13 protein-coding genes and 1 other RNA gene are annotated in these 13,295 nt (G+C 67.9%); 7 read left to right on the top strand and 7 right to left on the bottom strand.

Going from position 1 to position 13,295, the window contains the following annotated elements; all coding sequences use genetic code 11:
- Nucleotides 1–46: 46 nt before the first annotated feature.
- From ftsL to mraZ, 3 genes are read right to left on the bottom strand one after another with little or no spacing between them, the layout of a single operon-like run.
- Nucleotides 47–310: a cell division protein FtsL gene (gene ftsL, locus RZV17_RS04100; protein WP_005991913.1), complete on the bottom strand. Its 264-nt coding sequence runs from the start codon at nucleotides 308–310 to the stop codon at nucleotides 47–49.
- Nucleotides 307–1,350: a 16S rRNA (cytosine(1402)-N(4))-methyltransferase RsmH gene (rsmH, locus tag RZV17_RS04095; protein ID WP_355609173.1), complete on the bottom strand. Its 1,044-nt coding sequence runs from the start codon at nucleotides 1,348–1,350 to the stop codon at nucleotides 307–309. Before rsmH ends, ftsL begins: the two co-directional genes overlap by 4 nt.
- Before the next feature lie 14 nt (nucleotides 1,351–1,364).
- The gene (mraZ, locus tag RZV17_RS04090) at nucleotides 1,365–1,820 is read right to left on the bottom strand and encodes a division/cell wall cluster transcriptional repressor MraZ (RefSeq protein WP_010367651.1); all 456 of its coding nucleotides are present in this window, start codon (nucleotides 1,818–1,820) and stop codon (nucleotides 1,365–1,367) included.
- A gap of 314 nt (nucleotides 1,821–2,134) precedes the next feature.
- Here mraZ and RZV17_RS04085 point away from each other — a divergent pair, with 314 nt between their 5' ends.
- Genes RZV17_RS04085 through RZV17_RS04075 form a run of 3 tightly spaced genes read left to right on the top strand, consistent with a single transcriptional unit; the run spans nucleotide 2,135 to nucleotide 3,517 of the window.
- On the top strand, nucleotides 2,135–2,902 hold the full coding sequence (locus tag RZV17_RS04085; RefSeq protein ID WP_355607456.1) for an NRDE family protein: 768 nt from the start codon (nucleotides 2,135–2,137) through the stop codon (nucleotides 2,900–2,902).
- Between the two features lie 49 nt (nucleotides 2,903–2,951).
- On the top strand, nucleotides 2,952–3,203 hold the full coding sequence (locus RZV17_RS04080) for a type II toxin-antitoxin system CcdA family antitoxin (RefSeq protein WP_047697619.1): 252 nt from the start codon (nucleotides 2,952–2,954) through the stop codon (nucleotides 3,201–3,203).
- Nucleotides 3,200–3,517 (top strand): CcdB family protein, encoded by a 318-nt coding sequence (locus tag RZV17_RS04075; RefSeq protein WP_064630843.1) that lies wholly within the window; start codon nucleotides 3,200–3,202, stop codon nucleotides 3,515–3,517. The genes RZV17_RS04080 and RZV17_RS04075 overlap by 4 nt, the downstream gene beginning before the upstream one ends.
- Nucleotides 3,518–4,144: 627 nt before the next feature.
- Here the strand turns inward: RZV17_RS04075 and rnpB are convergent.
- Both rnpB and rsmI read right to left on the bottom strand, forming a co-directional pair.
- Nucleotides 4,145–4,571, bottom strand: an RNA gene (gene rnpB / locus RZV17_RS04070) — RNase P RNA component class A.
- Nucleotides 4,572–4,713: 142 nt separating this feature from the next.
- Nucleotides 4,714–5,535: a 16S rRNA (cytidine(1402)-2'-O)-methyltransferase gene (gene rsmI / locus RZV17_RS04065; RefSeq protein WP_047697623.1), complete on the bottom strand. Its 822-nt coding sequence runs from the start codon at nucleotides 5,533–5,535 to the stop codon at nucleotides 4,714–4,716.
- 82 nt (nucleotides 5,536–5,617) lie between these two features.
- Between rsmI and RZV17_RS04060 the strand changes: the two genes are divergently transcribed.
- Genes RZV17_RS04060 through RZV17_RS04045 form a run of 4 tightly spaced genes read left to right on the top strand, consistent with a single transcriptional unit; the run spans nucleotide 5,618 to nucleotide 9,687 of the window.
- On the top strand, nucleotides 5,618–7,348 hold the full coding sequence (locus RZV17_RS04060; protein ID WP_355607452.1) for a penicillin-binding protein activator: 1,731 nt from the start codon (nucleotides 5,618–5,620) through the stop codon (nucleotides 7,346–7,348).
- A 4-nt stretch (nucleotides 7,349–7,352) separates the two neighbouring features.
- The gene (locus tag RZV17_RS04055) at nucleotides 7,353–7,721 is read left to right on the top strand and encodes a YraN family protein (RefSeq protein WP_355607449.1); all 369 of its coding nucleotides are present in this window, start codon (nucleotides 7,353–7,355) and stop codon (nucleotides 7,719–7,721) included.
- A 41-nt stretch (nucleotides 7,722–7,762) separates the two neighbouring features.
- Nucleotides 7,763–8,302, top strand: coding sequence for a metal-dependent hydrolase (locus tag RZV17_RS04050; RefSeq protein WP_355607446.1), 540 nt, complete (start codon nucleotides 7,763–7,765; stop codon nucleotides 8,300–8,302).
- Nucleotides 8,299–9,687, top strand: a complete 1,389-nt coding sequence (locus RZV17_RS04045; RefSeq protein ID WP_355607443.1) for an FAD-linked oxidase C-terminal domain-containing protein — start codon at nucleotides 8,299–8,301, stop codon at nucleotides 9,685–9,687. The genes RZV17_RS04050 and RZV17_RS04045 overlap by 4 nt, the downstream gene beginning before the upstream one ends.
- Nucleotides 9,688–9,891: 204 nt before the next feature.
- On the opposite strand, the gene RZV17_RS04040 is transcribed toward RZV17_RS04045, so the two are convergent.
- Nucleotides 9,892–10,608 carry a response regulator gene (locus tag RZV17_RS04040; RefSeq protein ID WP_184439460.1) on the bottom strand — a complete coding sequence of 239 codons (717 nt, stop codon included), beginning with the start codon at nucleotides 10,606–10,608 and terminating at the stop codon, nucleotides 9,892–9,894.
- Complete coding sequence (locus tag RZV17_RS04035; RefSeq protein WP_355607439.1) at nucleotides 10,598–13,258, bottom strand: sensor histidine kinase KdpD; 2,661 nt, start codon at nucleotides 13,256–13,258, stop codon at nucleotides 10,598–10,600. The genes RZV17_RS04040 and RZV17_RS04035 overlap by 11 nt, the downstream gene beginning before the upstream one ends.
- Between the last annotated feature and the right edge of the window lie 37 nt (nucleotides 13,259–13,295).

The following is a 13,295-nucleotide window of genomic DNA, read 5'->3' as shown; positions in this document are numbered from 1 at the left end:
CCCTGCAAAAAGCTTGGCCGTGCAAAACGGCTGTCGCGCGAATTCGTCATGGGCGCACCACCACGATGTCGTTGGTCTCCGGGAACTTCATCCCGATGCGCGCACGCGCGACCTGATCGACACGGTTGCTTTCCGCCCAGGTGGCCTGCTCCAGCTGCAACCGGCCGAATTCGATGTTCAACTCGTCGCGCGTGTGTTCGAGCTTGGACAGCTGCACGAACAGCTTGCGATGCATGTGGCGCATGTACACCACCCCGATCGCCGAGGCGATGCTGCAGGCCAGCAGCACGATGAGCAGCAAACGGCTCATGCGGCGTCTCCTTGAGACGCCGGGATTGGGGATCGGGGATTGGGGATTCGCTTGGAGCGCTCTTCCAATCCCGAATCCCGAATCCCGACTCCCAGCTTCCCAGCTACCCGCAACACCGCGCTGCGCGCGCGCGGGTTGATGCCCAGTTCGGCGTCGTCGGCCTTGATCGCGCCGCTGACCAGTTGCAGCGTCGGTACGAAGAGTTGCGCTTCGGGCAGGCGGCGGTTGCTTGGCGGGGCCTTGGCGTAGCGGGCCATGAACTGCTTGACGATGCGGTCTTCCAGCGAATGGAAGCTGATCACCGCCAGCCGGCCGCCCGGCTTGAGTGCGCTCAGGGCCGCGTCCAGCCCGGCTTCCAGGTCGGCCAGCTCACGATTGATGTGGATGCGGATCGCCTGGAAGCTGCGCGTGGCCGGGTGGGTCTTGCTGTCGCCGCGCGGCATCACCGAGGCGATCAGGTCGGCCAGCTGCGCGGTACGCAGCAGCGGCTGCTCGGCACGACGCGCGACGATGGCGCGCGCGATGCGGCGGCTCTGGCGTTCTTCGCCATAGGTCCACAGCACGTCGGCAATCTCGCGGTCGCTGGCGTGGGCCAGCCACTGCGCCGCGCTCTGGCCGCTGTCCGGGTCCATGCGCATGTCCAGCGGGCCGTCCTTGCCGAAACTGAAACCGCGCCCGGCCACGTCCAGCTGCGGCGAGGACACGCCCAGGTCCAGCAGAATGCCGTCGACGGTCGCCGCGGCGACCACCTGGCCAAGGCCGGCGAAGCTGCCGCGATGGATGGACACGCGCGCATCGCCACCGAACGCCTGTTCGGCCACCGCGATCGCTTCAGGGTCCTTGTCCATCACCAGCAGTCGACCTCCCGGGCCAAGGTGTTCCAGCACGCCACGTGCGTGTCCGCCACGCCCGAACGTGCCATCGAGATAGGTTCCGCCTTCGGTCACCTGCAGGCCATCCAGAACCTGCGTGTACAGCACCGGCACATGAGCCGCCGGCGGCTGCGACACCGGGTGACCGGGCTGCGCTTCACCGCGCATCCGGGCACCCCGGCTCACAACCTGAGATCGAGCAATTCATCGCCCAGATCCCCGTCAGACAATGTCTGCTGGATCAGTGCGCGATGTGCCTGCTCGCTCCAGAGTTCGAACTTGTCGCCCATGCCCAGCAGCACGGCCTTTTTTTCGATGCCGACCGCGTTGCGGTGGCTGGCCGGGATGCTCAGACGGCCATTCGCGTCCAGCTCCAGCACGGCCGAGGAACCCACCAGTTTCTGCTGCAGCGTGCGGACCACGCGCTGGGTGTTGGGCTTGGACATCACATCGTCGCGCACCCGCTCCCACTCCTTCTCCGCGTACAGCCACAGGCAACCGGCTTCGAACGGGTTGTAGGTGAGTACCAGGCGGTTGCCGCTCACGCGCGTGACCAGGTCGCGATATGCGGTTGGCACCGCCATGCGTCCCTTGTCGTCCACCGTGATGGCAGTCTCGCCCTGAAACACCGAATGCAACCTCGAATACCCGCTGGGGGATCATTGAACCACGAAAAACCACAAAACACCTGGTTTTCCCTCCGATGCCCACCTTAGCAGCGCGTCAAAGGTTGTCAACAGTTTTCCGGGTCACAAATCGCCAGTTGCATCAATGAGTTGCAGCACTCTTTAGAGACTTGTTCAAAGCTTATCCACAAGTTGCTGTTTCGTCTCAGATTTTGAGATTGAACGAAAATTCAGGGGCGTGAAGGGTATGTAAACCCGACCCTCGTCTCACTTCACATTGCGCCAGCTGCATATCTCAACTGCGCAAACAAAGGACAATCGGTGCCATGTGCCTGGTCGCTCTCGCCTGGAAAACCCACCCGCGCTGGCGCCTGCTGCTGGCCGGCAACCGCGATGAATTGCATGAGCGTCCCACTGCGGCCCTGGCGCGCTGGGCCGCACCGGCCGACGGCGTGCTGGCCGGTCGCGACCTGCGCTCGGGCGGCAGCTGGGTCGGGCTGGGCAGCGATGGCCGTGTCGCGGTGGTGACCAATGTGCGCGACCCGCTGGCCAGCAGTTCGGGACGCTCGCGCGGACATCTGATTGCCGACTACCTGAGCGGCACCCTGGATGCCCGCGCCTACGCGGGCGACCTGGCCGCCGCGGCGCACGAGTTCCCACCGTTCAACCTGCTGCTGTGCGATGCCGGGCACTGCGAGCACCTCAGCAACCATCCGCCGCTGGCGCGCCACCTGGCACCCGGTATCCACGGCATGTCCAACGGGCCGCTGGACGCGCACTGGCCCAAGACCAAGGCCCTGACCGATGTCTTGCGTGCCTGGTGCGACGACGCCAGCGGCGATCTGCAGCCGCTGTGGACGGCCCTGGGCAACCCGGACACTGCGCCCGACCACGCCCTTCCCCACACCGGCGTGGACCTGGCCACCGAGCGCCTGCTCTCGGCGGCGTTTATCAGTGGCGCCAGCTACGGCACCCGCGCCAGTACGATCGTTGCCGTGGACCACCAAGGACGCGGCTTCATCCACGAACGCCGCTTCGGCCCGAACGGCATCCTCCAAGGCGAAACACGGCTGGACATCGCTGGCACGCATTGACAGCCCGAAATCATGCGCATAGGGTGCGCATGACCGCAGGAGGCCCGTCATGAGCCGTTATTACGATAGCTCCGCACCCAAAAAACCCCTCAACCTGACCATCAATGCCGACCTGGCCGCCCAGGCCCGCGCCATGACCGGCAACCTGTCGGCAAAGGTGGAGGAACTGCTGGCCGAGTACGTGACGAAGGAGCGCGACAGCCACAGCGCCCGGGCGATGGAGTTGCAACGCGCCGCAAGCGAATGGAAGGCCTTCACCGACGCGCACGGCGCCTTCGCCGACGAGTTCTCCACCCTGTGACCGACCAGTTCGATATCTACGCCAACGTCGGACGCAACAAGAACATTCCTTATGTTGTGGTCGTCCAATCGAAAATCTTCGATGCCTCCCCCCGCCGCGTCGTCGTACCGTTGGTCATCGCCTCCGCGCACTCCCCGACCCCCTCCCGCTTCACCCCCGAATTCGTCGTCGCCGGCCAGCGCGTCGTACTGCAACCACTGGAAATGACCTCGGTACCGCTCTCGGTACTCACCCACCCGGCGGGTTCGTTGAGGGACGAAGGGCAACGCATCGTCGACGCCCTGGACGAGCTGTTCACCCGCTCGTTCGGTTAGGTAGCACGCTGGCAACTGCAACGTGAGCGAGACGCCCATGACGCAGATCGAGGCAGTTGCGCGCGCTGAAGCATCCACTGATCCAGCATCTCAGCGCTTGACGCCCGATTTGCCGCCATACGCCAGAGCGAAAAGCTCGCCCCCATCCGCCCTTCGGGCACCTTCCCCCGCAAGCGGTGGAAGGGAGCCGAGCACCTATCGCTGCATGCGGTGGAAGGGAGCCGATCAGGTTGCGCGAGCACCCCGGCCAACCACCTGTCTGCAAGCCCCCTTGAGTCAAGGGAGTGCGGCGACAGCCGCGGGGCATGTGGCATGCCCGGAGCGGGACCTGCGTTGTATACCGCTGCAGGCGGCACGGAATGCTGGCCCCCATCCGCCCTTCGGGCACCTTCCCCCGCAAGCCGTGGAAGGGAGCCGAGCACCTACCGCTGCAAGCGGTGGAAGGGAGTTGATCACTTAGTGCGCAACGCCCCAGCCAACCACCCATCTGCAAGCCCCCTTGAGTCAAGGGGGCGCGGCGACAGCCGCGGGGGATGTGGCATGCCCGGAGCGGGACCCGCGTTTTGTACCGCCTGCGGCGGTACGAAACGTGGGCACCTTCGAGAAGGGCGAACGCCCGAACGAAGGTGGCGGAGCCGGCCGATAAGCCGGGTTCTGTCGTGGACAGTCATTCGTCTAGGCGCTACGTCACCGCAGCGCTCAAGCAACCTACCCGGATCCAGCGCGGGCCACGCCAATGGATCCCTATTTGGTCTTGCTCCAGGTGGGGTTTGCCGTGCCGGTCCGTTACCGGACTCGCGGTGCGCTCTTACCGCACCATTTCACCCTTACCGGCCCCTCGCCACCCCTCTGCAGCCTCCGAACGCACTTGGCGATGCTGCGCATCGCCGACATGCTTCAGTGGCGGCAGAGGGGTGACGAGGGACGTAGGCGGTATCTTTCTGTTGCACTTTCCGTCGGCTTGCGCCGCCCAGGCGTTACCTGGCACCTTGCCCTGTGGAGCCCGGACTTTCCTCGGCACTCTTGCGAGTGACGCGACTGTCTGGCCGACTCCGCCGGGGCGCATTCTACGCTATCGCCGCCATGCGAAACGGCACGGCGATTTCAAGCTGACCATTGCCTCGTAGGAGCGCACCCGGGCGCGACAGGCGGTACCGACCAACGTCGCTTCCAGGCATGCTCCTGCGAGGACCGCATCAGCCGCCATACAACGCCTTGCGCGGCGCGCCGGTCAATTCGGCAGCCAGCTTGGCGGCAGTGGACGGCGGCAGGTGTTCGGCGAGCTTGGCGTAGACGCGGCGGCCTTCGGCGAGCTGGCCATCGGCGGCGTCGGCGGCGCCTTGCACCATCACCACGAACTCGCCCTTGCGCTGGTTGTCGTCGGCTTCGACCCGGGCCTGCAGCTCGGCCAGGCTGCCGTCGAGCACGGTTTCGAACAGCTTGGTCAGCTCGCGGGCGATCACGGCCGGTCGGTCATCGCCGAAGGCAAGGCGCAGGTCGGCCAGCGACTCGACGATGCGGTGGGACGACTCATAGAACACCAGGGTGCGGGTCTCGCCGGCCAGCCGCGCCAGGCGCTCGCGGCGCGCGGCGCTCTTGGCCGGCAGGAAGCCTTCGAAGCCGAAGCGGTCGCTGGGCAGGCCGGCCACGCTCAGCGCGGCGATCGCCGCGCAGGCGCCCGGCACCGGGCTGACCTTGATACCGGCAGCACGGGCGGCGCGCACCAGCTTGAAGCCCGGGTCGCTGACCAGCGGGGTACCGGCGTCGCTGACAATGGCCAGCGATTCGCCCTCGCCCAGGCGCGCCACGATGCGCTCAGACATCGCTTCTTCGTTGTGGTCGTGCAGGGCCAGCAGCGGGCGGTCGATACCGAAATGGCTGAGCAATTGCCGGGTGTGGCGGGTGTCTTCGGCGCAGATCGCGGCCACGCCACGCAGCACCTCCTGCGCGCGCGGCGACAGGTCGGCCAGGTTGCCGATCGGCGTGGCGACCACGTGCAGGGTTCCAGGGGACGTCATCAGCGGTCTTCCGGGGGCAAAGGGTAGAATCGTAGCGGTTTTCAACGGGCCGCCCAGGCGGCCCCTGTCCAATGGATCTGAAATGAACAAGCGTGTTGCAAGGATCTCCGCCCTGTCGCTGCTGGTGATGCTGGCCGCCGGCTGCGCCACCAGCAGCGTGACCCAGACCGCCTCGCCCACGCAGAGCGCGGCGCTGGCGCTGCTGGACCAGGGCAAGCCGCGCGAAGCGGCGCAGCAGCTGGAAGCCGAAGCCGCCGGTGCCAGTGGTGCGCAGCGCAGCCGGCTGCTGGCTGCCGCCGCGTTCGGCTGGCACGACGCCGGCGACGATGCGCGTGCCCGCACGCTGCTGGCGCAGGTCAACGCGCGCCATCTCAGCGGCGAAGAGCGTGCCCGCTTCGGGCTGCTCACCGGCGAGCTGGCGGTGCTCGACAAGCAGGGCGCGCAGGCGTTGGAGGCGTTGGGCGACAGCCCGCACGGATTGCCGCAGCCGCTGCAGACGCGCTGGCTGGTGGCCCGCGCCGCCGCGCTGGAAGCCACCGGCGACCTGTTCGGCGCCGCCGCCGACCGCGCGCGCGCCGATGCCAGCCTGACCGGCGCCGCACGCAGCGACAACCAGCGCGCCATCGTGCGCCTGCTGGCCGCACTGGACGATGCCACCCTCAAGGGCCGCACCGCCGCGCTGCCGGCCGGCGACCCGCTGTACAACTTTGCTGGCCGCGCGTTGATCAGCCGCGGGCTGGGGCTGCCGCGCGCGTTCGAGCGCGATGCGCAGTGGGGCTTCGACACCAGCAAGCGCCCGCCCGCCGAACGCGACGGCTACCGCCCACCGGTCAAGCTGGGCGTGCTGTTGCCGCTCACCGGCAACCTGGCCACCGCTTCGGCACCGGTGCGTGACGGCCTGCTGGCCGGCTATTACGCCGAGACCCGCCGCCGCCCAGAAGTGCAGTTCTTCGACACCGCCGGCACTGCGGCCGGTGCCAATGCCGCGTACGACAAAGCGGTGAGCGCCGGTGTCGATTACGTGGTCGGCCCGCTGGGGCGCGACGAAGTGAGCGCCCTGTTCGCACGCGGCCAGCTCGCCGTGCCGGTGCTGGCGCTCAACCGCCCCACCGACAACAAGGCGCCGCCCACCGGCAGTGCCGGCTTCTCGCTGGCGCCGGAAGACGACGGCATCATGGCCGCCGAATACCTGCTCTCGCGCGAGCGCCGCAACGTGCTGATCGTCGGCACCAGCGACGACAACGGCAAGCGCACCATCAAGGCCTTCCGCGACCGTTTTAGCGAACGCGGCGGCACGGTGGCCGGCAGCATCAGCGTGGCCGATGCGCCGGGCGACATCGGCGCGCAGTTGCGCAATTACGGCACCGCCGATGCGGTGTTCCTGGCGGTACGCGGCAACACCGCGCGCGCGTTGGCCCCACAGCTGGCGCTGAGCGGGTTTGCCGGCAAGTCGCGCGTGGGCACCTCTCAGCTGGTGGCTGGTACCGGCAAGGTCGAAGACGACCTGGCGCTGGATGGCATCGTCTACCCGAGCGAAACCTGGACTGCGCTCGGTGTCTCCGGTCTTCCGGCAGCCAGCCAGGTGGCTAGCACCCTGCCCAGCGCACGCGGCCCGGCCGCCCGCCTGTTCGCGTTCGGCTACGACGCCTGGAAGATCAGCGCGTATCTGGAGAAACTCGCCACCGGCACCGACGGCGGCCTGCGCGGCGCCACCGGCACCCTGCATCTGGATGGCTTCGGCAATGTGTTGCGCACGCCGGCCTGGTCCACCTTCAACGGTGGCCGCCCGACGCCGATCGCCGACGGCCGCTGAGACCATGCCGGCGGCGCGTCAGCGGCGCGGTGCGGCGGTGGAAGCGGCTGCACGCGTCATGCTGGAGCAGGCCGGTTTGCGACTGGTGGTGAGTAATGCCACCTACCGCGGCGGCGAACTGGATCTGGTGATGCGCGACGGGCAATCGCTGGTGTTTGTGGAAGTGCGTTACCGGCGCGACGACCGCTTCGGCGGCGGCGCGGCTTCGGTGGATGTGCGCAAGCGCCGCAAGCTGGTACTGGCCGCGCAATTGTTTCTTGTCTATCACCCCGCGCTGGCGGCGCTGCCGTGCCGCTTCGATGTGGTCGACGCCAGTGGCGAACCGCCGGTGTTGCACTGGATCCGCGACGCGTTCCGCGCCGACGATTGCTGACCACGCCCGACGCTCGCCACCCACGCCATTACCGACGTTCGATGCCGACCATCATGACCCACGCTGCGGTGCCGCTGGCGCTCTGGTGCGCCAGTGAACGCGGCCGCGTCTCGCCACGCCTGCTGGCTGCCGGTGTGCTGGCGGCGATGCTGCCCGACGCCGACGTGGCGGCGTTTGCGTTGCACATCCCGTATGCCGACGCGTTCGGCCATCGCGGTGCCAGCCACTCGCTGTTGTTCGCCGCAGTGATGGCGTTACTCGGGGGCGCGGCGCATCGCCTGTTGCGTGCCGATGCCGTGCAGGCGGCTGTGTTTTTGTTCGTCTGCGCCGCATCGCACCCGTTGCTGGATGCGCTGACCTCCGGCGGCCTGGGCGTGGCACTGGGCTGGCCGTGGGACCAGACACGCTGGTTCGCACCGTGGCGGCCCATTCGCGTGTCGCCGTTCGCCAACGGATTTTTCAATGCGCGCGGCCTGGACACGCTGCTCTCCGAGCTGCGCTGGGTCTGGCTGCCGCTCACCGTCGCCGCGCTGGGCTGGAGATGCATCCAGCGCACGACACCACAGGATCAAATGCGATGACCGACGTACTTCCCGCTGCACTGGCCGATCTGCTGGCCGCGCGCCTCGGTGCCGAGGGCTGGTTGACAGGCGACGATGCGCGCCGCCGCTATGGCGAAGACGATTCGCGCCGCTGGGCATTGCCCGCCGCCGTCGCCTTGCCGCGCGATACTGCAGATGTGGTGGCGATTGTGCAGGCCTGCCGCGCGCACAGCGTGCCGATCGTGGCGCGCGGCGCCGGCACCGGCACCACCGGCGCGGCAGTGCCGTTTTCCGGCGGCGTGGTGGTGTCGATGGCGCGCATGAATCGCATCGTTGCGTTGCGCCCGGAAGACCGCTGCGCCGTGGTGCAGCCCGGCGTGCTCAATGGCGACCTGCAACAGGCGTTGCAGCCGCACGGCCTGTTCTGGCCGCCGGACCCCTCCAGTGCAGAGATTTGCAGTATTGGCGGAAATTTGTCCACCAACGCCGGCGGCCCGCGCGCGGTGAAGTACGGCGCCACCCGCGACAACGTGCTTGGCCTGGTGGCGGTGACCGGCACCGGCGAGGTGATCCGCTGCGGCGGCGCATACACCAAGAATTCCACCGGCTACGACCTCACCCATCTATTGGTAGGCAGTGAAGGCACCCTGGCGATCATCGTCGAAGCGATCTTGAAACTGACGCCACGCGCCATCGCCCAGGCCGGCTTGCGCGCGCTGTACCGCGACGCGTCCAGCGCTGCGGCCGCGGTGTCGCGCATCATGGCGCAGCCGACCACGCCGACCATGCTGGAATTCATGGATGCCAGTGCCATTGCACTGCTACGCCGCAATGGCAGCGATGTACCCCAAGCCGGCGCGATGCTGCTGATCGAAGCCGACGGCGATCACGACACCCTGCCCTACGCGTTGCAGGCACTGCATGACGCCGCCAATGGCGAGGGCGTGCTGAGTCTGGACATCGCCGCCGACGGCAGCGCGCGCGACAAATTGTGGGCCGCGCGGCGCGCGCTGTCGCCCGCACTACGCACGATCAAGCCCGGCAAGATCAACGAAGACGTGGTGGTGCCGGTGTCGCGCATTCCCGCGCTGGTCGCCGGCGTGGAAGCGCTTGCTTTGGAATTCGCGCTGCCCATCGTCGCCTTCGGCCACGCAGGCAACGGCAACCTGCACGTCAACATCATGTACGACCCGGCCGATGCCAGCGAAGACGCACGCGCGCACGCGGCATTGCCGCGGCTGTTCGCACTGGTGCTGTCGCTGGAAGGCACGCTCTCCGGCGAACACGGCATCGGCGTGGCCAAGCGCGATTTCATGGCCCAGGCATTCAGCGCCCCGACACTGGCGGCGATGCGCGCGATCAAGGCCGCGCTGGATCCGGATGGGATCTTGAATCCGGGCAAGGTGTTGCCGCCGTTGGAGTGAGGTTGCGCGCCTGCGACACTGCAGCGCGTACTGGCAAGCGCGGAGCTGTGCGCTCGCGATGCACATGGCGTCTGCGTTGGTGCCGCTATCGACGCACCGAATCGCGCCGCTCGCATCCGCTCACTCGCAGTGACAGGCACCGGGGAAGACGCCCCCTACTTCTCGCAACAGCGAGGCGCAGCACGGATGGCAGCGCACCTGCGCTCAGCGCGTCACCCCGATAAAGCGTAGCCCCACGCCGGGTTCGGTGACGATGTAGTGCGGGTCGGCGGCATCGTCGTGCAGTTTCTGGCGCAGTTTGCCGACCAGGATGCGCAGGTAGTGGGTGTCTTCTTCGTGGGTGGGACCCCACACTTCGCGTAGCAGTTGCGGCTGGGTGACCACGCGGCCTGCGTGCTTGAGCAGCAGTGCGAGCAAGGCGTATTCCTTGCGACTCAGCGGCACCGGCTCGCCTGCTAGCGTGACTTCGCGCAGGCCCAGATGGATATGCAGGCGGCCATCGTCGAACACGCTTTCTTCCACCGTGCTGCCGGCGCCGGCCTGGCGCAGCAAAGCGCGGATGCGTGCCATCAGTTCCTGCACGCCGAACGGTTTGGTCACGTAATCGTTGGCCCCGGCGTCGAGGGCGGCGACCTTTTCGGTTTCGCCGGCGCGCACGGTGAGCATGATCACCGGCACGTTGGACCACTGGCGGATCTCGCGCAGCACCTCGTGCCCATCGCGGTCGGGCAGACCGATGTCCAGCACCACCAGTTCGGCGCCCTGCCCGACCAGCGTGGCCAGGCCTTCTTCGGCGGTGCCGGCCTGCAGCACGCGGTAGCCCTGCGCACGCAGGCTGATGTCCAGAAAGCGACGGATCTGCGGCTCGTCGTCGACGATCAGCACGCGGGCGGGCGGGATGGCAGTAGTGTCAGTCGGCATCGGGGCGAGGTGGCGCGGCGGGAACAAGCAACGGCAGCGTAATGCGAATGGTGGTGCCGTGACCATGTACGCCGGCCAATGCCTGCACGCTGCCGCCATGCGCGCCGATCATGCCCTGGCAGATGGCAAGGCCCAGCCCGGTGCCGTTGCGCCCGCGGTCGCCGCGCTCCACGCTGTAGAACATGTCGAAGATGCGCGCACGTTCGTCCTCGGGAATGCCCGGGCCCTGGTCGCCGATATCGATCTGAAGAGCGCCGGCACGCAGCTGCGCATGCACAGTGACCGCCACGCCGGGCGGCGAAAATTTCGCCGCATTCTCCAGCACGTTGAAGATGGCCTGTTCCACCAGCGCCGGGTGGACCCAGATGGCCGGCAGCTCGGCGGCCAGATCCAGTTGCAGGCGTACCTCCGGCTGGTAGCGCTGCAGGCGGCGGGTGGCCGAGCCGATCAATTCGTCCACGCCGATCCAGTCGCGATTCAAGGTGAGCCCGGTGTGGCCGAGCTTGGTCATGTCGAGCAGGTTCTGGATATAGCGATCCAGCCGCTCGCCTTCGAGCTGGATGGTATCGAGCAGCGCGTGGCGATCCTGCGCGTCCATCGCATCGCCGTAGCTGGCCAGGCTGCTGGCCGAACCAATCATCGAGGCCAGCGGCGAGCGCAGATCGTGCGAGACCGACGACAACAAGGCCGAGCGCAGCCGCTCGGTCTCGCCACTGACGCGTGCGCCTTCCAGATCGGCGACCAGGCGCGTGCGCAGCGCGGCCTGCCCGATGTCTTCCACCATCGCTTCGGCCAGGCGGCGTTGCTCCAGGCCGGGCCGCTGCACGGCCTGCCGAAAGCGCAGCGCGGCCACGCCCAGGGTGCCCCGCTCGTGGCGCACCGGCAGGCACCACCAGTGGGCGCCGGCCAAAGTGTCGGTGAAGCGGCCGGCCGGTTGGCCATGGCGTTGGGTCCAGTCTGCCGCGCTGCGATCGAGCGCACCGAAGCTGGTGGGCACCTCGCTTTCGCGCTGCTCCAGGCGCAGCCAGACCTCGGCATCCAGCGCGGTGGCCAGGGCGCGACGGCCGGCTTCGAGCACCTGGCCCAGATCGGCGGCGGTGCTGAGCTGGCGGCCCAGCGCTTGCAGCGCGTTGGCGTGCGCATTGGCCGCGCGCAAGGCCAGCACCTGGCTGCGCAGGCGCGAGGCCAGCCGGCCGGCGACCAGCGCGGCAATCAGGAACAAACACACCGTCACCACGCCCTGGCGCGCGCTGATATGCAGGGTGAAGCGCGGCTCGATGAAGAAGAAGTTGTAGGCGACAAAACTCAGCAGCGCCGCGATCACGGCGGCCGCCATGCGCGTGCGCGAGGCCACCAGCACCACCGCCACGATGAACACCATCGACAGGTCGTCGATGTCGGTCCAGCGCTGCAGCAACCACGCCACCGCCACCGCACCTGCCGCAGCGATTGCGGCGAACGCCAGGTCATACCGCTGCAGCCATTGGCGCGGGTTGCGCCAGCGCTGCCGCGCGCGTGCCCGCGCATCGGCGGAGCTGACGATGACCAGCTCGTAATGCGCGCCACGTTGCAGCAGTTGCTGGGTCAGCGTGCGGTTGAACATGCGCGCCAGCGGGCGTTCGCGGGTGCGCCCCAGCACCAGGGTGGAGATGCCGTTTTGCGCGGCGAAATCCAGCAAGGCGTCGGCGACATTGGCGCCATGCAGCAGCGCGGTATCGCCGCCGAGGCGGCGCGTGAGCGCGAAGGCGCGGTCGATCTCCAGCTGCCAGTGGGCATCGGCCACGGTGCGTGTCTGCACCGTCACCACCGTCCAGGGCGCATCGCGGCGCTCCGACAGCCGCCGCGCCACCCGCACCAGATAATCCGAGCTGCCACGCCCATCGATGGCCACCACCACGCGTCGCCGCAACGCAGCGGTGCCGGGCAGGCCGCGTGCGGCCTGGGTGTCGCGCAGATCGCTGTCGACACGGTCGGCGGCGGTCTGCATCGCCAGCTCGCGCAATGCAGTGAGGTTGGAAGGCGAGAAAAACGCCTGCAGCGCCTGCGTGGCCTGTTCGGGCAGATACACCTTGCCCTGCTGCAGGCGCTCGATCAGTTCGCGTGGCGGCAGGTCCACCAGCACGATGTCGCGCAGGCGGTCGAACACGGCATCGGGCACCGTTTCGGACACGCGCACGCCGGTGATGCGCAGCACGATGTCGTTGAGGCTTTCCAGATGCTGGATGTTGACCGTGGTATAGACGTCGATCCCGGCATCGAGCAACTCGACGATGTCCTGCCAGCGGCGCTCATGCCGGCTACCCGGCACATTGCGGTGGGCCAGCTCGTCGATCAGCGCCAGCTGCGGCTTGCGCGCCAGCAGTGCATCCAGGTCCAGTTCTTCCAGCACCCTCCCCTGATAGCTCACGCGGGCGCGGGCCAGCAGCGGCAAACCGTCCAGCAAGGCGGCCGTTTCACTACGCCCGTGGGTTTCCACCACCCCGGCCACCACATCCATGCCCTGGCGTAGCCGCTCGCGCGCCCGCGACAACATGGCGTAGGTCTTGCCCACGCCGGGCGCAGCGCCCAGGAACACCGTCAGGCGCCCGCCGTGTTCGCGCTGTAATTCGCCGATCAGCGCGTCGGCTTGCTGGGTGCGGGCGTCGGGCATGGAGGCCGGGATTGGAGATTGGTGATTGGAGATTCGT

It is taken from the genome of Xanthomonas cannabis (assembly GCF_040616535.1).
Taxonomy (GTDB): Bacteria; Pseudomonadota; Gammaproteobacteria; order Xanthomonadales; family Xanthomonadaceae; genus Xanthomonas; species Xanthomonas cannabis.
The sequence above is the reverse complement of the archived record's forward strand: the minus strand, read 5'-3'. Positions and strand labels throughout refer to the sequence as shown.

Coding starts and splice junctions, on each gene's coding strand:
- ftsL (WP_005991913.1), bottom strand. CDS start 310: ATGAGCCGTTTGCTGCTCATCGTGCTGCTGGCCTGCAGCATCGCCTCG.
- rsmH (WP_355609173.1), bottom strand. CDS start 1,350: ATGCGCGGTGAAGCGCAGCCCGGTCACCCGGTGTCGCAGCCGCCGGCG.
- RZV17_RS04085 (WP_355607456.1), top strand. CDS start 2,135: ATGTGCCTGGTCGCTCTCGCCTGGAAAACCCACCCGCGCTGGCGCCTG.
- RZV17_RS04080 (WP_047697619.1), top strand. CDS start 2,952: ATGAGCCGTTATTACGATAGCTCCGCACCCAAAAAACCCCTCAACCTG.
- rsmI (WP_047697623.1), bottom strand. CDS start 5,535: ATGACGTCCCCTGGAACCCTGCACGTGGTCGCCACGCCGATCGGCAAC.
- RZV17_RS04060 (WP_355607452.1), top strand. CDS start 5,618: ATGAACAAGCGTGTTGCAAGGATCTCCGCCCTGTCGCTGCTGGTGATG.
- RZV17_RS04055 (WP_355607449.1), top strand. CDS start 7,353: ATGCCGGCGGCGCGTCAGCGGCGCGGTGCGGCGGTGGAAGCGGCTGCA.
- RZV17_RS04050 (WP_355607446.1), top strand. CDS start 7,763: ATGCCGACCATCATGACCCACGCTGCGGTGCCGCTGGCGCTCTGGTGC.
- RZV17_RS04045 (WP_355607443.1), top strand. CDS start 8,299: ATGACCGACGTACTTCCCGCTGCACTGGCCGATCTGCTGGCCGCGCGC.
- RZV17_RS04040 (WP_184439460.1), bottom strand. CDS start 10,608: ATGCCGACTGACACTACTGCCATCCCGCCCGCCCGCGTGCTGATCGTC.
- RZV17_RS04035 (WP_355607439.1), bottom strand. CDS start 13,258: ATGCCCGACGCCCGCACCCAGCAAGCCGACGCGCTGATCGGCGAATTA.